General features: G+C 72.5%; 6 protein-coding genes. 5 read left to right on the plus strand and 1 reads right to left on the minus strand.

Translation table 11 applies throughout. The annotated features are described in order from the left end of the window. Positions 1 to 59 precede the first annotated feature (59 nt). The 5 genes from HDC31_RS00335 to HDC31_RS00355 are packed head-to-tail and all read left to right on the plus strand — an operon-like array spanning position 60 to position 22594. The gene (locus HDC31_RS00335) at positions 60 to 10946 is read left to right on the plus strand and encodes a non-ribosomal peptide synthetase (protein ID WP_179515701.1); all 10887 of its coding nucleotides are present in this window, start codon (positions 60 to 62) and stop codon (positions 10944 to 10946) included. Further along, entirely contained in the window at positions 10943 to 18334 is a 7392-nt protein-coding gene (locus HDC31_RS00340; protein ID WP_179515702.1) for a non-ribosomal peptide synthetase, read from the plus strand. The genes HDC31_RS00335 and HDC31_RS00340 overlap by 4 nt, the downstream gene beginning before the upstream one ends. Further along, positions 18331 to 19983: an ABC transporter ATP-binding protein gene (locus tag HDC31_RS00345; RefSeq protein ID WP_179515703.1), complete on the plus strand. Its 1653-nt coding sequence runs from the start codon at positions 18331 to 18333 to the stop codon at positions 19981 to 19983. The genes HDC31_RS00340 and HDC31_RS00345 overlap by 4 nt, the downstream gene beginning before the upstream one ends. After that, positions 19980 to 21800 (plus strand): ABC transporter ATP-binding protein, encoded by a 1821-nt coding sequence (locus HDC31_RS00350; RefSeq protein WP_179515704.1) that lies wholly within the window; start codon positions 19980 to 19982, stop codon positions 21798 to 21800. The genes HDC31_RS00345 and HDC31_RS00350 overlap by 4 nt, the downstream gene beginning before the upstream one ends. Beyond that, positions 21797 to 22594, plus strand: coding sequence for a 4'-phosphopantetheinyl transferase superfamily protein (locus HDC31_RS00355; RefSeq protein WP_113680635.1), 798 nt, complete (start codon positions 21797 to 21799; stop codon positions 22592 to 22594). The genes HDC31_RS00350 and HDC31_RS00355 overlap by 4 nt, the downstream gene beginning before the upstream one ends. Here the strand turns inward: HDC31_RS00355 and HDC31_RS00360 are convergent. After that, complete coding sequence (locus tag HDC31_RS00360) at positions 22585 to 23310, minus strand: FadR/GntR family transcriptional regulator (RefSeq protein WP_046748580.1); 726 nt, start codon at positions 23308 to 23310, stop codon at positions 22585 to 22587. The two genes, HDC31_RS00355 and HDC31_RS00360, sit on opposite strands and share 10 nt — an antisense overlap. Positions 23311 to 23399: the final 89 nt, after the last annotated feature.

Genomic DNA, 23399 nt, shown 5'->3' on the forward strand with positions numbered 1-23399 from the left:
GCCAGCCCGCACCGGGATCCGCTCCTGATCTGGACCCCTCCCACGAAGAGAAGACCGCGATGACCACGACCTCCCCCGTCCCCCCGTCCGACGACCGGCTGCTGAGCGCCGCCGAGCGCAGCATCGTCGACGCGCAGCTGCTGGACCCGGACTCCGACGTCTTCGTCGTCGCCGACCGGGTGGACATCGCCGGCGATGTCTCGACGGCGATGCTGGCCGAGGCGATCCGCGCCACGATCGCCGAGGCGGACACGCTGGGAGACCGGATCGTGATCGGGGACGATGGTGCCCCGTGCCGGGTGCGCAGCGATGCACCCGTGCGGATCGAGGTGCATGACGTCGCGGACCGACCCGATCCGGAGGCCGCAGCGGAGGCGCTGTTCGCCCGCGAGCTGGCACGCGGGCGCGGGGGGCTGGACGCGGATTCGCTGGTCGGACAGGTGATCGTGCGCACCGCAGCGGATCACGTGGTGTGGCTGCTGCGCTCGCACCATGCTCTCCTCGACGGCTACTCGATCTCGCTCATCGCGCATCGGGTGGCCGAGCGGTATCGCGTGCTCGTCGGCGCAGGCCCTCTGGGCGTCGGGTTCGCGCGCTCCTCCTCATTGCGCGACGAAGAACGTGCCTATGCGGAATCGGCCGTTGCGGACTCCGATCGGGCATCGGTGCGGAGCCTGCTCGACGCGGCCGTGGTCGTGGAGGATGCGGATGTCCCTACGCTCTCCGGAGGTGTTGCTCCGGCTGTGCGGCGAGCCCATACGGTCGACGTGCCCGTCTCGGCGCAGACGGCCGCCGACCTCGGGGCCGTCGCAGGATCCGACCGGCGTCTCACCTGGGCGGACGTGCACGTCGCCGCCTTCGCCGCGTTCGCGGGAAGGGCTGCCGGCGTGCCCCGTCTCGTGCTCGGCGTGCCCTTTGCCGCACGCGCGACCGGTGTCGCGGCCCGCACGCCGTCCATGTCGGTGAGTGTGCTCCCCCTCCCGGTGCGGGTCGATCCCGCCGACTCCCTGCTCGCCGTGGCCCTGCGCGTGAGCTCCGACCTCGGGGTGCTCCGGCGTGCTCAACGGACCAGAGGAGAAGAGATCTCTCAGGAACGCGGCATGCCCTCACTGCTGCGCGGACCGGGCGTGAACATCAAGCCGTACACCCCGGTGCTCGACTTCGCCGCGGCGGTGGGAACCGTCAGCACCGTCGCCGCAGGTCCCGTCGACGACGTCGACCTCACGATCATTCCCGCGGCGGACGGCGGTGTGCGTCTGCGACTGGAGGTCAACCCCGACGTGTACTCGCCGACGGAGGCGGACCGGATCGCCGGACGGTATGCGGGATTCCTCGCCCGGATCGCCGCCGAGCCCACGCGACCGCTCGGCCGCGCGGCCGCACTCGCGGACGGTGACAGCGGTGCGTCGGGTTCGGAGCCCCTACCGGACGGCGGGTATCCGCTCGTCGACATCTCCGAGGCGCTCGCGCGTGCCGTCGCGGCCGATCCGGAAGCGGTCGCGATCCGTGCGGGAGATGATGCGGTGACCTTCGCACAGCTGCAGGCGCGGGTGCGTGCGCTCGCCGCCGTGCTCGTCTCCCGGGGCATCGGCACCGACGACGTCGTCGCGATCGCTCTGCCGCGCGGCATCGATCTGGTCGTCACGATCTTCGCGGTGCTCGAAGCCGGCGCCGCCGTCGCACCGGTCGATCTCGCCTACCCGGACGAGCGGATCGCCTTCGTGCTCCGGCATGCGGACCCGCGACTCGTGGTCGCACTCGACGGATCGCCCGCCGCCGCACACCCGCGTGCGCTCGTGCTCGGCGAGGACGGAACGGCGGAGCTGCCGGCCGCTCGGGTCGATGCCGTCTTCCCGGTGCCGGCATCCGGGGCTCTCGCCTCGGTCACCTACACTTCGGGATCGACCGGCACCCCGAAGGGTGTCGGCGTCGGCCGCGGTTCGCTCGCGTTCTTCCTCGCGCATCACGCGGACACGCTCTTCCGGCCCATCGCTGCCCATGCCGGACGGAGGCTCCGCGCCGCGCACACCGCATCGTTCGCCTTCGACTCCTCCTGGGAGCAGCTGCTCTGGCTCCTGCTGGGCCACGAGCTGGTCGTGTTCGATGAAGAGGACCGCCGCGATGCCCGCGAGATCGTGGAGGCGGTCGATCGCCTGCAGATCGATGCCCTCGACGTGACCCCGACCTTCGCCTCCGCCCTCGTGGACTCCGGTCTGCTGGAGACCGCGCACACGCCGGCCCTCCTGCTCATCGGCGGCGAGGCCGCATCCCCCGAGCTGTGGCGGCGGCTGGCCGACGGGCCCGTCCACGCCCACAACTTCTACGGCCCCACCGAGGCCACGGTCGACGCTCTCGGCGCCGTCGTCGAGGGGCCGGAGCCGCGCATCGGTCGGGCGCTCGCCGGCACCGACGCACTCGTGCTCGACTCCGCGCTCCACCCCGTTCCCGTCGGGGTCTCGGGCGAGCTCGCGCTCGCAGGACCGCACCTCGCGCGCGGCTACCTCGGGATGCCGGGACTCACCGCCTCCCGTTTCGTGGCTGACCCCCGCGGAGGCGGTGGCCGCATCTACCTCACCGGCGATGTCGTGCGCGTCGAGGAGGACGGGCTGCTCTCCACCCGAGGTCGCCGCGACGATCAGGTGAAGGTCCGCGGACACCGCGTGGAACTCGGCGAAGTGCGCTCCGCCCTTGCCTCCCTCCCGCACGTGGCCCGCGCCGAGGCCATCGTCCGCGGGACCGGGGCGTCGGCGCGACTCCTCGCGTACGCCGTCCCCGTCGGATCGACGGACGCCGCGGGCGCCCTCGACACCGTAGTTCTCGACCCCGAAGCCCTGCTTTCCGCCCTGCGAAACCTGCTGCCCGATCATCTCGTGCCGCACGGCGTCGTCGTGCTGGACGGACTGCCGCAGACGGCGCACGGCAAGCTCGACGTCGCCGCCCTCCCGGATCCCGTGCGGAGCGCCATCACCGGGATCGCGCCCTCGAACGACCGGGAGCGCACGGTGTGCCGCGCGATCGCCGACGTGCTCGGGCTCGAGGAGGTGCCGGCCGACGCCGACGTCATCGTGCTCGGTGGTGACAGCATCTCGGTGATCGCGATCACGGCCGCGCTCCGGCGCGCCGGGTGGATCGTCCGACCGCGCGAGGTGTTCGCCGCCCGCACCGCCCAGGGGCTCGCCCCGCTTCTGCGTCCGCTCGATGCCGATGCCGGCGCGCACTCCCTGACCGTCGTCGCCGCGACCGGCCCCGTGCCCCTGCCGCCGGTGGTGCGCGCGCTGCAGGCGCTCGCCCCGTCGCTCGAGGACGTGCGCGACTATGCGCAGAGTGTCGAGATCCGCGTGCCGGGTGTCGACACCGCGGGGGTGACGGCCGCACTCGCCGGCCTCGTCGCGCGGCATCCGGTGCTCTCCCTCGTCGTCCGGGAGGACTCGGGCGGAGACTGGCACGCCGAGATACCCGTCGCCCCCACGCCCATCCCGCTGTTCGAGGGCACCGACGTGGCCGATCTACTGCCCCGCATGCGTGGGGCACTGGCTCCGACCGAGGGGCGGATGGTGTCAGCCGGGTTCCTGCCGGCCGATGGGGTGCTCGTCCTCGTGGCGCACCATCTCGTGATCGACGGCATCTCCTGGCGCATCCTCGTCGACGAACTCGCTCGTCTACTCGACGGGCGCGATCTCCCGACGGCACCGGAGTCGGCCTGGCGCCGTCGGGCGCTGGCCCTGGAGGAACGCCGCCTCGATCCGGTCGAGGAATCCCATTGGCGTCGTGTCGCCGACCGCTCGTGCGCGGTCTTCCCGCATCCGATCCCCGGCCCCGAGTCCTCGACGGCGCTCCGTCTCTGGCGGGTGGGGGATGCCCGGATCGCGGCGGCCGTGCTCGACCGGATCCCGGCGGGTCTGGAGGCACGCCCGGATGCGGTCCTCGTCGCCGCGCTCGCCGTGGCCCTGCAGGACTGGGCGGAGGCCGAGGGCACGCTGCTCGTGGAGTGGGAGACCCATGGTCGCGAACCCCTGGACGACGGGGAGGAGCTCGCCGACGGCATCGGCTGGTTCACGACCGAGTTCCCCGTGGCGGTCGACCTGCCCGCGCGCGGGCTCGCAGCGGCCGAGCGTCTGACCTGCGCCATCCGCGCCGTGCGTCACTCCAGGGCGGAGGTGCCGCATGACGGCTACGGTGCGGGCGCGGTGGCGGATGCGGCCGTGCCGGGTGTGCTGCTCAACTACCTGGGACGCTTCGGCGAGGCGACGCGCTCCGCCGAGGGGGAGCGGCCCACGGTGGGCCTGCGCGGAGAGCGCCCGTTCACCGTGCATCACCCGGATCGGCTCAGGATCGGCCACGCGATCGAGGTCGCGGTGTTCGTCGCGCCGGACGATCGTGGGCTCGAGGTCGAATGGACCGTGGCGCCGGCGCTGGCCGAGCGGCTTCCGGTGCTGCTCGCGGCGTGGGACCGTGCCCTCGAAGGGCTGGTCGATCTCGCCGATCAGCTGGCCGCGCCCGGAGCGGGACCCGCGGCGACCCTCATCCCTGCCGAGGCCGCGCTCCCCGGCCTCGACCTCGGGACGATCGAGCGGATCGAGGCGGACAGAGGCCCGCTTCGCGACATCGCTCCGCTCACAGCGCTGCAGGAGGGGCTGCTGTTCCACGCGCTCCGCGACGGCACGGACGACGTCTACTCGACCGTCACGACCATCCCGCTGACGAACCCGCGCGCCGATGCCACGGAACCGCTGGCGTTGGAGACGATCGCCGAGGCCGTGCGCTCGGTGGTGCGGGCGCACCCCCAGCTCGGCGCCGCGTTCGTCGCGGATCTCACCGACCGTCCCGTGCAGCTGGTCCCTCGGGAGCCCGAGGTCGACGTCATGATCCACGAGGACGACCACACGGGGGACGACTCCGTGCTCGCCGCCCGCGCCGAGACGCGGGTCGCCGACCTCGTCGCCGCGGAACTCGCACGCACGAGCGATGTATCGCGCCCTCCGCTCCTGCATGCCCATGTGGTTCGCAGCGGGCGCTCCAGCGCCGTGCTCGTGCTCGGGGCGCATCATCTCGTGATCGACGGGTGGTCCACGCCGCTGCTCATCGAACGCGTCGTCGCCGCCGCGGCAGGGCAGAGCGTGGCGGACGGGTGGGGAGATCTCCGTCGCACCCTCGTCGCCCAGCAGGCGGAGGACCAGGCACCGGCGCGCGACGCATGGGCCGCGCACCTCGCCGGCCTCGACGGCCCCACGCTCGTCGCTCCCGCGACGCCGAAAGACGATGACACGACGGCGATGTCCACCCCACGGTCCGCGACGCGCACCATCCCGGTTCCGTTGGATCCCCTGGTCGGCGAGCGGCTGCTGGCGGCCGCACGGAGCGCGGGGCTCACGGCCGGCACCGTCGTGGTCGGCGCCTGGGCGCAGGTCGCCGGCCGCGCCGCAGGGCGCACCGATGTGGTCGTCGGCATGACGACCGCCGGACGCGCCACGGCCGTCGAGGGTGTGGATCGCGTGGTCGGGCTCCTCTCGGTGACGGTCCCGGTCCGACTCCGCATGCGTCCGGGCATCGCGTTCTCGGCTCAGCTCGCCGAGCTGCAGCAGGAGCGCGCCGGTCTGCAGGATCACGAGGCGCTGCCGCTGTCCGACATCGAGTCCCTCACCGGGGTCGGAACCCTCTTCGACTCGTTGGTGGTGGTCGAGAACTACCCCTCGCCGGTCGCGACCGGCCAGGACCGCCTCCGGGTCGGCGAGGTGCAGGCCGCCGGAGCGACGCACTACGCGGTCGGGATCACCGTGCTCCCGGGAGAGGGGCTCCGGATCGCGCTCGAGCACGATCCGGTTCGCATCTCCGATGAGCGTGCCGCCGCTCTCGCCGCGGAGTTCGCGCTGATCCTGCACAGGCTCTCCGAGGACCTGGGCATCGCACCTGCGGAGCTGCCCGTCGCGAGCGGCGAAGGGGCGCTCATCGGGCCGGACCCGGAGCGTGCGCCGCGTGCGGACGACGGCGCCCCCGCCGTGCTCGCCTCGTTCCGCGCCGCCGCGGCGAACGCTCCGGATGCCATCGCCCTGCGCTTCCGCGATCGGGTCGTCAGCGCGGGCGAACTCGCCGACGTGGCCGGCGGGTTCCAGGCGGCTCTGGAGCGCGCGGGAGTCGGACCGGAGCACATCGTCGCCCTCGCGGTACCCCGCGGTGTCGAGGCGGTCGCCGGGATCATCGGCACCCTGGCTGCCGGTTCCGCATACCTCCCGATCGACGAGTCCTCCCCACGCGAGCGCGTGCGCGAGGTGTTCGCCGAAGCATGCCCGACTCTCGTGCTCGCCCCGCGGGGGAGCACGGCGGCGGAGCTCGCCGCGGAAGCGGACATCGCTGTCGTCGACCCGGCGGACATCTCGCCGGTGACGCTCGCGCCGCGGTCGGTACCGGGCGCCGCGGCGGCCTACGTGATCTTCACCTCAGGGTCCACCGGACGACCGAAGGGCGTGGTGCTGACCAGAGACGCCCTCGACACCCACTTCGAGGGTCTGCGTTCGGGGCGTCATGCCGAACTCGTCGCGCGGATGACGGCTGAGGAGGGGAGGGACCGGATCGTCGCGGTGCACTCCGCATCCTTCGCATTCGACACCTCGCTCATCCAGCTCCACTGGCTGTTCGCCGGGCACGAGCTGATCCTCCTCGACGACGAGGAGCGTCGGGACCCCGCCCTGTTCACCGCCCGAGCGTGCGCGGCGGACGTCATCGACGTCGCTCCCGTGCTGGCGGAGCAGCTGGTCGAGGAGGGGCTGTTCGACGGAGCTCGGCCGCTTCCTGAAGTGCTGCTGGGCGGCGAGGCGGTCAGCACTGCGCTCTGGTCGGCGCTGCGTGAGCGGTCGGCCACGACCAGGACCCTCAACCTCTACGGACCCACCGAGGCGACGGTCGATGCGCTTGGCGCCGTCGTGGCGGAGAGCACGGAACCGCTGATCGGCACGCCGGTGCCCGGCGCGCGAGCCGTGGTGCGGGATGCCTGGCTGCGTCCCGTCGCCCCGGGCACCAGGGGAGAGCTGTACCTCGAGGGAGGACAGCTCGCCAGGGGCTACCTGGGGCGACCCGGCCTCACGGCGTCGCGCTTCGTCGCCGCGCCCGATGGCTCCCGCCGCTACCGGACGGGCGATCTCGTGCGCGTGGACGGTGCGGGACGCGTCGAGTACCACGGGCGGCTCGACGATCAGGTGAAGGTCGCCGGCAATCGGATCGAGCTCGGCGAGGTCGAGGCTGCGCTCCGGAGCCTGGACGGAGTGTCGCAGGCCGCGGTGGCCCTCGACGCCGACGGTCCGGTGGGCGCGCGCCTCCTCGCCGCCGTCACGACTGTCGAAGGCGCTGCTCCGACGAGCATGCGGCTGCGGACGGAACTGGCGGCTCTCCTGCCAGCTGCGGCGGTGCCTGCCCGCATCGTCGTGGTCGATGCGCTCCCGGTCTCCGTGAGCGGGAAGATCGACCGGGTGGCGGTCCGCGCTCTCGCGCTCGCCGCCCCCGGCGAGGACCCGACCAGGGACGTCGTGGCAGCGACCACGCCTGCGGAGCACGCTCTGGTCGCCGCCGTGCTCTCCGTGATCGGCGGGCCCGAGATCTCGGTCGACGACGACTTCTTCGCGCTGGGCGGTCACTCCCTGACCGCGCTGCGCGTGCTCGGGGCGATGCGTCGCACCGGCTACCTGCTCAGCGTGCGCGACGTCCTGGAGGAGCGCGTGCTCCATCGGATCGCGGCGCGTGCAAGGGAAGCGACGATCGACACCGCGCCACCGTCGTCGCCGGAACCCATCGACGCGGGGATGATCCCGGTCTCGGCAGCGCAGCGGAGGCTGCTGTTCCTCGCGGAGCTGGAGGGCCCGAGCGCGACCTACACGGTACCGGTGTCGTACGACGTGCCGGTGGGCACGAACGCGGATGACCTGCAGCGGGCCTGGGATGCGCTCGTCGTCCACCACCCTGTGCTGCGCACGGTCTATCGCCGGGCGGACGGTCGCTTCCAGGCCGAGGTGCTCGCCGATCCCCCTCCCTCGTTCGCAGTCGTCGACGTCGACGGACCCCGTGACGTGGCCGTCGCGGCGGAGGAGGGACGCGTCTTCGACGTGTTCGCCGCCCCGCCTGTTCGCGCCGCGCTGCTGCGCCATCCCGAGGGGGACGTATTCGTGATCGCCGCGCACCACATCGCGGTGGACGAGACCTCGTTCCGGGTGATCCGCGAGGACCTCTCGGCGCTGCTCGCCGATCGTGCGCCCGCGGCCTCGGTGCCCTTCGGTGCGTTCGCCATCGTCGAGTCGGCCGCCGAGACTGCAGCGGTGGAGCGCTGGCGCGAGCGTCTGCGGGGCATCCCCGTCGAGCTCGACCTGCCGACGGACCGCCCCCGTCCGGAGCAGGCCGGATACCGCGCGGAGACCGTCGAGACCGCTGTCCCCCCGGCGACCGTCGCGGCGCTCGACGCCTTCGCGACCGCACACGGCGCGACCCGTCTCATGGTGCTGCATGCCGCCGTCGCGACCCTGTTCCGGGCCCTGGGGGCGGGTACCGACATCGTGCTCGGCACCCCTGCCACGACGCGCGACGCGCGGTTCGAGCGGACGGTCGGCTATTTGGTCAACACGCTGCCGCTGCGGATCGACGTCTCCGGCGATGCGGCGTTCCCCAAGATGGTCGACCGTGCGCGCGCTTCCCTGCTCGACGCTCTCGACGACGTCGGGGTGCCGTTCGAGGAGATCGTGGATGCCTGTGCGCCGCGGCGCTCCCTCGTCCGGCATCCGCTGTTCCAGACCATGGTCGCCGTCGAGGAACGGGATCAAGGTGCTCTTCAGCTGCCGGCGGGACCGGCCGTCGAGCGCAGCGGGCTCGTCGACGCCGCGCGGTTCGACCTCGCGATCCGGTACCGGGATCCCGGTGAGGGGCACGGACCGGACGATTCCGACGGTGCTCTCACGCTCGTCGCCGCTGCCGACCTGTTCGACAGGTCGAGCGTCGAGCGTCTGGCCCGGCGTCTCGTGCTGTGGATCGGTCGGCTGCTCGATCAGCCGACGGCACCCGTCTGCACGATCGACTCCCGTCTGCCCGATGAGCCGGTGCGCGTCCCCGAGGAGCGGGAGACGTACCGCTTCACGCCGGTCCTCGACGCGCTCGCTGCTCGAGCACTGGAGGCGCCATCGGCCGTCGCCGTGCGGGGAGACGCGGAGACGTGGGACTATGCCACCCTGCTCGCGCACGCCGCAGGAATCGCCGGCGAGCTCCGTGCGCGCGGGATCGGGCCGGAGGACCGCGTGGCCGTCGCGGTGGGGCGGACCCCGGCGCTCCTGTCCGCCCTCATCGGCGTTCTCGCCGCGGGTGCCGCTTACGTCCCGCTGGACGTGGACTACCCCGATGCCCGACTGCGATTGATGCTCGACGACGCCGACCCGGCGCTCGTGCTCGTCGACGAGAGCACACGGGGTGCGGGCAGAGGACGGGACGAGCTGTCCGTCCGGTCCGTCGCCCCCGTGTCCGGTGGCGTGTACGCCGCGGCTGCGGTCGTGCGCGGCACGCCGGTGTTGCCGGAGAGCGCCGCATACGTGATCTACACGTCGGGATCGACCGGACGCCCCAAGGGGGTGGTCGTCCCGCGCGCGGCTCTCGATGCCTTCCTCTCCCACGAACGATCCGTTCTCGCCCTGACCTCGGCGGACCGCCTGCTCGCGGTCACGACGGTGTCGTTCGACATCGCAGCCCTCGAGCTGTTCGTTCCACTGATCAGCGGCGCGGCGGTCGTGGTCGCGAGTCGGAGCGATGTCCGCGACCCACAGCGTCTGGCGGCGCTCACGACGGGCGAGGCGTGCACCCTGGTGCAGGCGACGCCGTCGCTGTGGCGGCCGCTGCTGGAGGAGCAGCCGGATGCCTGGCGTGCGGTGACCGCGCTGGTCGGGGGCGAAGCCGTTCCGGCGGACCTGGCGCGTGGGCTGCGTGCGTCGTGTCGCGCGGCACGTGTCGTCTACGGTCCCACCGAGGCGACCGTGTGGGCTCTGGGTGCGAGGCTGCAAGCGGCGGACGAGGAAGCGGCGACGGTGCCGATCGGCCGACCGTTCGCGGGAGTGGGCGCGCTCGTCCTCGACGACGCGCTGCGACCCGTGCCGTTCGGCGTCGCGGGAGAGCTCTACCTCGCCGGCGCTCAGCTCGCCCGCGGGTATCGGGACCGTCCCGATCTCACGGCCGACCGCTTCGTCGCCGACCCCTCGGGCGAACCGGGGTCGAGGATGTACCGCACCGGCGACCTCGTCCGCAGAGAACCCTCGGGTGCTCTGCGCTTCCTCCGCCGCGTCGACGACCAGGTGAAGGTCGACGGTCACCGCCTCGAACTCGGCGAGATCGAAGCCGCGTTGCGCGGCGTCGACGGCGTGCACCGGGCGGCGGCCGTCGTCCGCCCGGATCAGACCGGCCGCGCTCGGCTGCTCGGATACGTGGCGCCAGAGGAGGGTGTGGACCTCGACGGAGCCGCCGTGCGCGATGCCGTCGCTGCCACGTCCCCGGCCGCATCCGTGCCCCGCATCGTCACCGTGCTGGATGCCATCCCGCTCACCCTGAACGGGAAGATCGATCGCGGAGCACTCCCCGATCCGGTGGCGGTGGTCGCGACGGGCCGCGCTGCGGAGAACGACGCGGAGCGCGCGGTCGTCGATGCGGTCGCCGAGGTTCTCGGCCTCTCCCGCGTCTCGCCCGATGAGGCCTTCTTCGAGCTCGGCGGCGACAGCATCTCCTCGATCCGCCTGGTCGCGCTGGTCCGCGCCCGGGGCTTCACGATCACCCCGGGTCAGGTGTTCGCGCACGAGAGGCTGGCCGGCCTCGCCGCCGCCGCCGTGCCTTCGGCAGACGCCGAGTCGCCCGCACCCCGTGCCGTCAGACGGACTCGCGCCCGCCTGGCCCCGCGTGACCTCAGCAGCATCGAACGACTCCTGGAGGAGACCCCGTGAGCACGACCGCTTCCCCCTCGACCGCTTCCCCGTCGACCGCTTCCGCATCGACGGCCGCTGTCCTCGACGTCTGGCCGCTCACCCCGCTCCAGCACGGTCTGCTCTTCCACTCGCTGTGGGAGCGGGAGACCGGGGCGTCTCCCACGTACCTGCTGCAGGCCGCCGTCGAGGTCGAGGGTGAGCTCTCGCCCCAAGCGGTGCGGTCGGCCGTCGCGGAGGTCCTCGCCGCGCACGAGAACCTCCGGGTCGGCTTCTTCGCGGGTTCCGACGGCGATCCGGTGCAGTTCGTGCCGGAGCGGGTCGAACCCGATGTCACCGTCGTCGATCTGCCGGAGGCCGCAGGATCGGCGCGCGGACAGGCGTCGATCACCGCGCCGGTGCAGGCGTTCGCCGCAACCGAATGGGAGCGCGGCTTCGATCCGCAGCGGCCGCCGCTGATCCGGGTCGCCCTGCTGCGTGTGACAGCGGCTCGCGCGGTGCTGCTCGTGACCGCGCACCACCTGCTGCTCGACGGCTGGTCGATCCCCCTGCTGCTCGAGGAGATCCTGAGTCGGGCGACCGGCGAGACCCCGCCAGAGTCGGAGGCGCACTTCGTCGACTACCTCGATGTGGTCGCCCCGGAGGAGCCCGACCCGACCGACGGCGCGCTCGTCACCGGACTGCTGGACGGCGTCACGGAGGCGACGATCGTCTCGGATGGAGGCGCCTCGGAAGGAGCAGTTTCGGGCGTCGATGATTCCCCCGTGCGGAAGGTGCGGCACCGACACGACGGTGAGGCGCTGCGTTCCAGGGCCCGCTCCCTCGGCGTCTCGCCGGCTGCCGTGGTGAGCGCCGCCTGGGGCATCGTCCTCGGTCACATCGTCGACCGTGATGACGTGGTCTTCGGCTTCACCGTGTCCGGTCGCGGCGTGGGCATCCCCGGAGCGGAGCGGATCATCGGCCTGCTCGGCAACACGTTGCCGTTCCGGGTGCGTGTGCGACCCGGCGACCTCGCGTCGGAGGTCGTCCAGCGCGCCCACCGTACGCAGGGCGTGCTCGCCGCGGCCCCCAGCGCCGATCTCCGCACGGTGCAGTCGTCTCAGGGGATCGTCCCGCTCTTCGACAGCCTGCTCGTCGTCGAGAACTATCCGGATGCGGTCTCGGACTGGGTGAGCGCGAGCGGCGGTCTGCGGGTGGCGGGCACGTGGGCACGTGACGAGGTGCACTACCCGCTTGCCCTCCTGGTCGAGATCGGCGACACGGTCCGGTTGGAGGTCGCCACCCGGACGGGCGCGCGATACGGCGGGGAGACCGTGCTCGATCTGGTCGATGCCGTGCTCGATGCCGTCATCGCGGAACCCTCGGTGCGTGTGGCGAGGATCCCGCTGCCGACGCAGAGCGGTGCCGAAGACGCCGGCGACGAGCTGGACGGCGGACCGGTTCCGGATGCGGACCTGGACGCGCTCCTCGACGCGGCCCGGGACGCTCATGGCGATCGCATCGCGCTCGTGGCGGGGAAGCAGCGCATCACGACAGCGGCGCTGCACGCGGCCGCCGACCAGCTCGCGCGCGTCTTCGGTGCGGGAGTCGGTCCTGTCGCCCTGCTCGCGCCGCGGTCGTCCGCTCTCGTCATCGGCGTGCTCGCGGCGCTCCGCGCAGCACGCCCGTTCGTCGCACTGGATCCAGAGCTTCCTGTGGAGCGCCGACGTGTCGCTCTCGCCGATTCCGGAGCGACGACACTGTACATCGCGCCGGGGATGGAGCCCCTCGCGGAAGAGCTGGGAGCCACGGGGGCTTCCTCCGCCCCGGTGACGGACGCCGCGCTCGGCGCCGGTTCCGTGCGCGAGCTGCGCGTGGCTGCGGCAGCTGGATTCACACTCGCTGCATCCACAGCGCCTGAATCGACAGCAGCAGACGCGGCTGCGCGTCGCCGTTCCGACGCGCCGGCGTACCTCGTCTTCACCTCCGGAACGACGGGACGCCCGAAGGGATGCGTGAACACCCGAGGGGGGCTCGTCGTGCGGCTCGCGTGGATGCGCGATCGCTATCGGATCGACGCGGGCGATGTGATCCTGCACAAGACGCCGCTCTCCTTCGACGTCTCCGTCTGGGAGCTGGTCCTGCCTCTCGTCACCGGAGCCCGGCTGGTGCTCGCTCCTCCTGCCGCACACCGCGATCCCGAGGCGCTGGATGCCCTCATCGCGGCCGAGGCGGTCACGACCCTGCATTTCGTGCCCTCGATGCTGTCCGCCTACCTCGACCTGGTGCCTCGGCCGGAGTGGTCGAGCATCACCCGCATCCTCTGCAGCGGCGAGTCCCTGCCGTCTGCCCTCGCGGAAAGGGCCGCGGCGCTCGCCGAAGCCCCCGTGCACAATCTCTACGGTCCGGCGGAGGCGGCGATCGACGTCACCGCCGGGGATCATGCCGAGGGAGCGACGGGGTCGAGCGCCCCGATCGGACGAGCGACTCCCGGCACGCGGCTGCGCGTGCTGGACCGGCTCCTGCGTCCGGTGGAGCCCGGCGGGGTGGGTGAGCTCTACCTCAGCGGCGCACAGCTCGCGCTCGGGTACCTCGGTCGCCTGGCTGTGACCGCCGAGCGTTTCATCGCCGACCCGAGTGGTTCCGGGGAGCGGCTCTATCGCACAGGAGACCTCGTCGAACGCACGCCCGCAGGGCTCGTGCACCGGGGGCGCGTCGACGATCAGGTGAAGATCCGCGGCATGCGGGTGGAGCCCGGTGAGACGCAGGCGGTGCTCGAGGCGCTTCCCGGCGTGGCGGCGGCGGCCGTCGTGCTGGACGAGGATCCGAGTCCGGCTCTCGTCGCCCTCGTCCGTGCGAAGCCGAGCGAGGGACGACCGCCCCGCGCCGATGATCTTCTCGCCGCCGCTGCCGCCCTCCTGCCGGAGGCGCAGCGGCCGGTCGCGGTCGTCGTCGTGGAGGAGCTCCCGACCACCGTGAACGGCAAGCTCGACCGGGCAGAGGCGCTGCGGATGATCCGTTCGACGAGGTCGGCTCCGGCGGCCGGGACCGACACATCCGGCACCGGCACATCCGGCGCGGAATCACCCGTCGGGGACACCGGGGTCGGCCCTCGCCTGCTCGCCGCGGCGCGCGAGATCCTCGGGGCGGAGGTGGGTGCCGCGGACGACCTCTTCGCCGCGGGACTCGACAGCATCTCGGCGATCCGGTTCGTCGCGCTCGCGCGGCGGACGGGGGCGATCGTCACGCTCGGCGCCGTCTTCGACGCCCGCACCGTCTCGGCGCTCGTCGCACGCGCGACCGATGCCGGCCGTCCGGCCGTGGATGCGGAGGACGACCGGAGCAGCGCAGGGCAGGCCGGCGCGGTCGTGCTCGACGAGCAGGAGCGTGCCGACCTCGATCGCCGCTTCCCCGGGTGGGAGGCCGTGCTGCCTCTGGGGCCGTTGCAGGAGGGACTCTATGTGCACACGCGTCTGGGCGCGGCAGCGGACGGTGTCGACGTGTACGTCGTCCAGCACAAGATCACGCTCCGGTCAGAGGTCGACGCCGACGCGCTGCGCCGAGCCGGCGATGCCCTGCTCCGCCGCCACGCGAGCCTGCGCGCGGGGTTCGTCGACGACGGGAGCGGGAACCCGATCTCGGTGATCGTCCCTCCGACCGCGATGCCCTTCGCGGAACTCGACCTGCGGGGTCGGTCGGACACGGAGCAGCAGGGGGAGCTGGAGCGTCTCACGCAAGCCCAGGTCGACGAGGGGTTCGATCTGGCCGCGCCCCCGCTCATCCGACTCGTCCTGGTGCGGCTCGGTCCCGCGCACGCGATGGTGAGCCTCGTGCATCACCACATCCTCACCGACGGCTGGTCGCAGACCCTGCTCCTGGAAGACCTGTTCGAGCTCTACGACCGCGCGCTCGCCGTCCCGGGGCCCGTCTCGGACGAGGGACTGCCGCCGACAGCCGACTACTCCGCGTACCTCGACTGGGTCGGCGAGCAGGACCGGGCCGCCGGGATCGACGCCTGGAGATCGGCCCTCGCCGGACTCCCCGGTCCGACCCTCGTCGAACCCCGGTCGATCGCCGCACCCCCGGTGCTCTCCGAGTCGGTCACGGCCGTGCTCGACGCCGCGCTCTCCCGCGGGCTCTCGGCGCTGGCCAGGCGCTCATCCGTCACCCTCTCCACCGTCCTCGGCTACGCCTGGGCGCACGTGCTCCGCGGTATCACGGGACAGGATGACGTGGTGTTCGGGACGACGGTCTCGGGCAGACCGGCAGAGGTCGCGCACGTGGACCGGATGGTCGGCCTGCTGATGAACACGGTTCCGGTGCGGGTGCGCATCCATCCCGGGCGTCAGCTGACGGAAGAGCTGCGATCGCACATGGCCGCGCAGTCCGAGGTGATGCACGCCCACCACGTCGGCCTGAGCTACGTGCAGCAGGCGTCCGGTCAGGCCGTCCTCTTCGACACCCTCTACGTCTTCCGCAATCTCCCCGTCGACGAGGCCGTGCAGTCCGAGACGTTCCTCCGGCACGGCATATCCGAGGCGGAGGCTCACGACGGCACGCACTACAGCCTCGCGATGACGGTCAATCCCGGCGAGCGCCTCGAGGTGGCGCTCGCCTACCGTCCCGATGTGGTGGACGTCGGTCGCGCGGAGCGCTATCTCGATCGGTACCTCGCCGTGCTCGGCGCTCTCGCCGCCGATACGGGCGCTCCTGTCGCACGGATCCCCATCGCGGTGCCGGATGACCGCCCGGCGATCGAACGGGTCAATGCCGAGGCGACCACCGTGGCACCGACCGCCAGACACGGTGCCGATCACGACACGGTCGCCGATCTGCTCGCCACCGCAGCATCCCGTCACCCCGACCGGACGGCACTGGTCGGGCGGGACGCGCGCGGCTCCGCGGCCTCCTGGACGTTCGCGCGTCTGCAGCGGGAGGTCGACCGGATCGCCGCACTCGTCGTTGACGGCACTCGCGGCCCTGGGTCGGTGGTCGCGCTGGAGCTGCCACGCACGATCGAGCACGTCGCGGCGATCTTCGGCGTGCTCCGGGCAGGCCGGGCGTACCTGCCGTTGGATCTCGCCCACCCCGTCGAGCGTCGACGTCGTCTCGCCGACCGTGCGGGAGCGGAGCTCGCGGTCGTCTCCCCGGGGGCCGCCGACACGGCGGACGAGGGGCCCGCCGGCATACCGCGACGGGAGCTCCCCGGCGCTTCTGACGCCGTGCACGAAGGGACGGAGGCCCGCTTCACCCCGCCGCGGCTCACACCGAACCACGCCGCATACACGATCTTCACCTCGGGCTCGACGGGCGAGCCGAAGGGTGTGGTCGTGCCGCACCGCGGGCTCATGACGATGTACGACAACCACCTCGAGGCGATCTTCCGGCCGACCATCGCCCGTGCAGGGCGCTCGCCGCTGCGGATCGCGCACACCGTGTCGTTCTCGTTCGACATGTCGTGGGAGGAGCTGTTCTGGCTGCTGGACGGTCACGAGGTGCACATCGTCGACGAGGAGAGCCGTCTCGACGTCGAGACCCTCGTGGCGCACTACGGGCGAGTGGGCATCGACGTCGTGAACGTCACGCCCTCCTTCGCGCGGGAACTGCTGCGCGCGGGGCTTCTCGACGGGCGGCCGCCGGCGCTGGTCCTGCTCGGTGGGGAAGCCGTACCAGCCGAGCTGTGGACGACCCTCCGCGACCATCCGCACACGGCGGGGTACGACCTCTACGGTCCGACGGAGTTCACGATCAACGCGCTCGGCGCCGACCTGGCTTCGAGTGCCGAGCCCTGCCTGGGGCGGCCCATCCTCGGAGCGCGCGCCTACGTGCTCGACTCGGGGCTGCGCGAGGTGCCGCCGGGAGGGACGGGGGAGCTGTACCTCTCGGGCGACGGCCTCGCTCGCGGCTACGACCGGCAGACGGCACTGACCGCCGCACGCTTCGTCGCCGATCCCTTCGGCGCACCGGGCGACCGTCTCTATCGGACGGGCGATCGGGTGCACCGCAGACAGGACGGCGGGATCGAGTATCGCGGACGCGACGACGGTCAGGTGAAGGTCCGCGGCTACCGCATCGAGCTCGCCGAGATCGAGAAGGCGGCGGAGAGCCACCCCGACATCGTGCAGGCCGCCGCGTCGGTCGGCGGCGCCACGGGCGGCGCCACGGGCGGCGTTCTCCGGGTGCATGTGGTCGTCGCACCCGGCGCGCACCTCTCGCCCGACGCCGGCGATCCCGGTGAAGCGGAACAGGCGTTCATCGACGGGCTGCGGGCGCACCTGTCCGGCATCCTGCCTCCCTACGCCGTGCCGTCCCTGTTCGCCGTCGTCCCGGTGATCCCACTCACGGTCAACGGCAAGGTGGACAGGGACGCCCTTCCCGCACCGCGTGGCTCTGGCGGCGGCGAACCTCCGCAGGGGCGGGCGGAACGGCTCGTCGCCGCCGTCTTCACGAGAGTCCTCGGCGTGGCCGTCGGGCACCGGGACGAGGGCTTCTTCGACCTCGGCGGCCACTCCCTCCTGGCGATGCGGGTCGTGGCCCAGCTGGGCGAGGAGCTGGGAGTGCGGGTTCCGGTCGGGACCGTGATGGCCGCACCGACCGTGCGTGCTCTGGCCGCCGCGATCGGCGATCCTGCGAGGGATGCCGGTCTCGCGCCGGTGCTCGCGCTCCGCGAGCCGACGACGGACGCGCCACCGCTGTTCTGCGTGCATCCTGCCGGTGGCTTCGCCTGGCAGTTCGCGCCGCTGGTCCGCTTCCTCCCCGCCGGTACGGGCGTGATCGGGCTCCAGGCTCCGCTGCTCTCCGGTCGCGAGAGTGGGGCGCGCGACGTGGACGAGCTCGCGCTGGAGTACCTCGCGCGCATCAGGGAGATCGCACCGCACGGTCCGTATCGGCTGGCGGGGTACTCCTTCGGCGGCAACGTCGCCCACGCGATCGCCGCTCGGCTGGTCGCCGAGGGGGAGGAGGTCGACCTGCTCGCCCTCCTCGACCCGGCGCCGTTGTCCGGGGAGCAGGGAGCTTCTTCCTCTGCCGAGGTGTTCGGCTCGGACGACGAGGCCGCGGTGCGCGCCGAGCAGACCGCCTTCTTCGCGGAGCTTCGGGACGGGACCGGAGACTATCCGCACCTCAAGGAGGCGATCCGCGCCTCGCGCGGTGTGCTCGGGCTCGACGACCGTGCCACGGTCGATGCGATCGTCGCCAGCCACGCGTGGGCCTCAGGACTCATGGCCGCGTCCGTCTCGCCCGTCACCGACGTGCCGACGCTCCTGTTCGTCGCGGGACGGGAAGAGCCCGCGTCGACGGGCTGGGGTGTGCGACTCGGAGAGCGCGCGGAATGCTCCGTGCTGGACGTGGACCATGCCGGGATCGTCGCTCCCGTCGCGTGGGAGCGGATCGGACCGGCCATCTCGCGCCGTCTGGAGAGGGGCAGATGAGTCGTCGACCCGCGGGCGGCACCCAGGCCCATCCGGTCCGGTCGGCCGAACGGGGGCGACTGCTCCGCAGGGCGGCGTGGAGCGTGCGTGGACCGCTCGCGCTGTCGATGGCCGGTGCCGTCGTTCGTCAGGCCGGCTTCCTGGCTGCGCCCTTCGTGCTCCGGTTCGCGATCGACGACGGTGTGATCGGGGGAGACCTCGGTGCAGCGGCATGGTGGGCAGCGGTCGTGCTCGCAGCCGGGGTCGCGCAGTTCCTCGGGATGTGCGTGTGGGACCATTTCGCCAACCTCGCCGATGCGAGGACAGGGGTGCTCCTGCGTACACGCCTGCGCACGTGCGCGATCGCCGACTCGGGGCGCGCATCGGGCGGCACCGGCGATCTGGTGATCCGCGCGGGACGGGATGTCGATCTGGTCCGGGTCTGGGTGCACGGCCTCCCCACCTGGGTCGTGATCGCGGTCACGGTCGGGGTGCTCGTGCCGGGGCTCGCGTCGCTGGACCCCTGGCTCCTGGTGGTCGCGGGCGCCACGGTGCCGTGTCTGATCGTGCTCGCGGTCGTGTACCCCCGGCGATTCGAACGCGCGTCGATGCATGCCGCCGAGGCCCACGGCCGGCGGGCGGATGCGGTCGATCATCTGCTGCGCAGCGCCGTCACCGTGCGCGGGGCGGGGATGGAGAACACGGTGGTCGAGCGCCATGCACGACTTTCGGCCGACCTCTCCGAACGCACCGTGCGGGCCGGGGGCATCCTCGCCCGATGGACGGCCCTGGGCGAGGGGATCCCCGCCGTGGCCACCGCGGTCGGCGTGGTCGTCGCCGTGTTCGCGGTTCTCGACGGACGCCTCACGGTCGGTGGTCTCGTGACGTTCAGCGGGTGGATGGCGACCGTCGGGATCGCGGTGCAGGTCGGGCTCCAGCGGTGGACGCAGAGCGCGGACGCGCGTGTGGGCGCGGCACGGCTGCAGCCGGTCCTGGACGCCCAGACGGCCGCAGCGGGTGGGACCTCGGCTCGGCGTATCGTGCTGGACGAGCTCCGGATCTTCCCTGAGGGGGAGCCGATCGCGCTCACGCTCGAGCCGGGTCGTCTGATCGGCCTCAGCGGGCCGACCGGAAGCGGCAAGTCGACCCTGCTGCGGGTGATGGCCGGGATCGAAGCCCCCCACGCGGGCCGCGTGCTCGTGGACGGTGCCCCGCCGACGGGACCCGTCGGCGGGGTGCATCTCGTCCCCCAGCGCCCCCTCGTGCTGAACGGGACCGTGCGGGAGAACCTCGCGCTCGGTGCGGCCACGGAAGACGGCGATGCCGACGACGCGCGCTATCGGCGTGCGCTCGCGACGGTCGGCCTCGACACCGAACTCGCCTCGCGATCGGTCGACGCGCTGGACGCCTCGGTCGGTGAGGGCGGAGGAGAGCTCTCGGGAGGACAGGTGCAGCGGCTCGCCCTCGCCAGGGCGCTCGTGGTCGAGCCCGCCGTGCTGCTCCTCGATGACGTCACCTCCGCTGTCGATGCGACGACGGGTGCCCGCATCATCGCGGCGATCACGGCGGTGGCGAGAGAGCGGATCGTGGTGGTGGCCGGGCATGGCGCGATCCTCGACGCGGCGGACGCGGTGCTGCGTCTTCCCGCGCGCACCGAGGTGTCGGCATGAACCGCGCAGCAGCAGCGGCAGCGGCAGCGACGGCGGCAGCGACAGATGCCACCGGCGGGCGGGTTCGGGCAGCGAACCCCGATCGGCTCGTCGCCACGCCTCCGCGGCGCGGGGTCGTGCGTGCAGCGTTGCGGTTCGCGCGCCCGCACGGCTTCCTGCTCGTCAGCGCGATCGTCTTCAGTGTCGGAGCGAGCCTCGCCGCCACGCTGGCCCCGGTGGTGGTCGGCCGGGTGACCGACGCGCTGCTGCGCGGTGAGCGTGCGGCGGCCCTTGCCTTCGCGGGGATCGGCGTGGGGCTCGCTCTGCTCCAGCTCGTGCTCTCGGCGGTGGGCAGGAGTCGACTGGCCCGCGGCGGGGAGTTCCTCGTGCGCGATGTGCGGGATCAAATCGCGGCGCAGCTGACCACCGTGGCCTTGCGATTCGTCGAACGGCATCGACACGGCGAGCTGCTCCAACGTGGCACGGCCGAGATCGCCGCGCTCTCCGCCTTCGTGCGCGAGTCGTCGACCGCGCTTCTCGTGACTGGGTCGACCGTCGTCCTGCTGGTGACCGTGCTCGCATTCCAGTCCTGGGTGCTGACGCTCGTCCTCGTCGTCGTCTTCCTCCCCCCGGCGCTGTTCGTGATGCACCGGTTCCGTTCCGGGGCCGCTCACGCCTACGGTGCGGAGGCGGCGGCTGAGGCGGACGTCGTGGCGGAGCTCGCGGAGAGCGTGCGGGCGCGGACGCTGATCGCCGATGCTCCGCCGGTCACGCGGCGCCGATTGGACGAGCGCTCGGCCGAGGTCAACGCCGCTGCCGTCCATGCCCAGATGCGCACGGTGGTCCTCGGCCGCTGGATCAGCGCGATGTCGCTCATCGAGGGCGTGACGCTCGCGGCACTCATCGTCGTCGGGGTGCCGATGGTGGGCGCGGGTGCGGTCTCCGTGGGGGTCGTGGTCACGTTCCTGCTGGCGAGCGTGACCCTGTTCTCCGGCTTCGCCGACCTGGTCGCCCTCGTCGGGGCAGTGGAGGAGGCGGCGACGGGTGCGGCGCGCGCGCACGACCTCCTCCGCGCGACCGGCTCGGACACTCCCGTCGGCGTGGGCGGTCGCGATGCTCGCCACGGTGACACCGCACCGGCTGACGCGGCGGGATCCGACGGTGGGATCGAGATGCGCGACGTCTGGTTCGACTACGGCGGCGAGCCCGTGCTGCGCGGGGTCAGTCTGCACCTGGAGAGCGGCCTGCGCTACGGTCTGGCCGGCCGCTCCGGAGCGGGCAAGTCGACGCTGGCACTGGTCATCGCCGGGCTGTACGCCCCGATCAGGGGCACGGTGCGCTGCGGCGATGCCGATCTCGTAGCGCTCGCCCCCGCGGAGCGCGCGCTCCGCGTCGCCTTCGTGCCGCAGGAGGTGCAGCTCGGCACCGGCACCATCGCCGAGGAGCTGCGTCTCGCGGCACCCTCCGCGAATGACGCGGACCTGCGGGGGGCGTTCGCCACCCTCGGCCTGTCGCGGTGGGTCGACGCGCTTCCGGAGGGACTCGATACGGCCGTCGGAGCGGACGGATCTCTCTCCGCCGGTCAGCGGCAATTGGTCGGGCTCGCCAGGATCGCCCTGCTGGAGAGCCGCGTGATCGTGCTGGACGAGGCGACGTCCGACGTGGATCCGGAGACCGCCGGACTCGTCGAGGCTGCGCTCGATCGACTCGCGCAGGGCAGGACCGTCGTCGTCGTCGCCCATCGGGAGTCCACTCTCGCCCGGCTCGACCGCGTGCTGGAGGTTCGCGAGGGCACCGTCACGGACATCACCTCCGTCGTGCGCGAGGCGACGGGATGACCTCGTCCCCCCTCCTCGACATCCCGCCTCTCGACATCCCGTTCCTCGTGCCCGGCGACGCCCGCGTCCCCGGCGATGCGCGGACCGAAGCCCCGCCCCGCCGCCTGGTGGCCGAGGTCGAGCTCGTCGATCGGCTGGAGGATGCGGATCCGCCGTCCTGGCTCCCGCTCACGCACGACGACCGTGTCCGCCTCGCCGCGTTCCGGCGTGAGGGCGATGCCCGCCGTTTCGTCACGGGGCGGGTCATGGTGCACCGTCGACTTCGGGAAGTGCGGGGAGTCCCGCTGGGCGCCGCCCGCTTCACGCGGCGGTTCACGGCGGCGGGGGAGTGGAAGCCGGTCCTGTCCGGGGAGCCGGGGCGCGGATTCGAGGGCACGCAATGGCCCGACGTGTCGATCTCGCACAGCGGGACGTTCGTGGCCGTCGCCTTCTGCGAGGGGGCGGAGGTGGGGATCGATGTCGAGCAGCACTCCGCCTTCGTGGACGGCGACGACGTGCTGTCCATGGCTCTCACCCCGCAGGAGCGGGCACGCGTGGCGTCGATCGCCGACGCCGCACGCGTCTTCACCGCCAAGGAGGCCGTGCTCAAGGCCGTGGGCTTCGGCCTGGCGATCGATCCGCTCCTGGTCGAGGTCCTCGACGGTGCGGTGCGGCGCTTCGATCACCCGGAGCGTCGCCCCGTGGTGCTGGCGCCCGTCCCGGTCCCCGACCGCCTCTCGGGCCTCGTGTCGGCGACGGTCGCGATCGCACCCGTCTCCTCCCCAGGCAGTGGGAGTCGCACCGATCAGCCCTGAGCGTCGCCCGCGGCACTCGCGAGCACGCGCTGCAGCGGCTCGTAGTGCTCGACGACAGCCCGGCGATACCGGTCGACGTCGCCGGAGCGCGCCGCTTCGAGCATGTCGCCGTGCGCCTTCGCCGTCTTGTGGATGTCATCGGGCTGCGGGATCCCCAGCTGGGGGAGCACCGCCGTGTGGACATCCCAGAAGGCGCCGACGAGCTGCCCGACCAGGCGGTTCCCGATCGTGCCGAACAGGCGGGTGTGGAAGGCGCGGTCCTCCTCGAGGAAATGCTCGCCGCGCTCGGCCTTGTCGACCATGTCGGCGACCAGCGCGTCGAGCTCGGGGTCATCATCCGCCTTGGCCGCCTCCACGATGCGTTCGGCCATCGAGAGGTCCAGCGCCAGGCGCACCTCGACGACCTCGCGCAGCGCCTGCAGCGACCCCTCCGGCGACAGCACCCCGCGGAAGACGAGGGCCTCCACCATCGGATCCAGCGACATCGGTCCGACGTACGTTCCGTGGCCGTGACGCACGTCGACGATGTCGAGGGTCGAGAGGGTGCGGATGGCCTCACGCACGGAGGATCGCGAGACGTCGAGCTCGTCGCAGAGCTCCGCCTCCGTAGGCAGCGGGTCGCCCGGGGTGAGCCCGCGCGTCAGGATGAGCTGCTTGATCTGATCCGCCGTGGTCGAGCGCCGCATGCGTGACGCCCTACTCGTGGTGGACTTCATGGGGCTCCCTCTCGTGCCTGGCAGAAACGCTCCGATCATCTCACTCTTGTGATCTGATCGAACCTGTGTTTAGAGTACATCAGACATCA

Source organism: Microbacterium sp. JAI119 (genome assembly GCF_013410135.1).
GTDB lineage: Bacteria > Actinomycetota > Actinomycetes > Actinomycetales > Microbacteriaceae > Microbacterium > Microbacterium oxydans.

Bases quoted from the DNA above. Each gene is read 5' to 3' on its own strand.
- HDC31_RS00360 (WP_046748580.1), bottom strand. From the start codon at position 23,310: ATGAAGTCCACCACGAGTAGGGCGTCACGCATGCGGCGCTCGACCACG.
- HDC31_RS00350 (WP_179515704.1), top strand. From the start codon at position 19,980: ATGAACCGCGCAGCAGCAGCGGCAGCGGCAGCGACGGCGGCAGCGACA.
- HDC31_RS00355 (WP_113680635.1), top strand. From the start codon at position 21,797: ATGACCTCGTCCCCCCTCCTCGACATCCCGCCTCTCGACATCCCGTTC.
- HDC31_RS00335 (WP_179515701.1), top strand. From the start codon at position 60: ATGACCACGACCTCCCCCGTCCCCCCGTCCGACGACCGGCTGCTGAGC.
- HDC31_RS00345 (WP_179515703.1), top strand. From the start codon at position 18,331: ATGAGTCGTCGACCCGCGGGCGGCACCCAGGCCCATCCGGTCCGGTCG.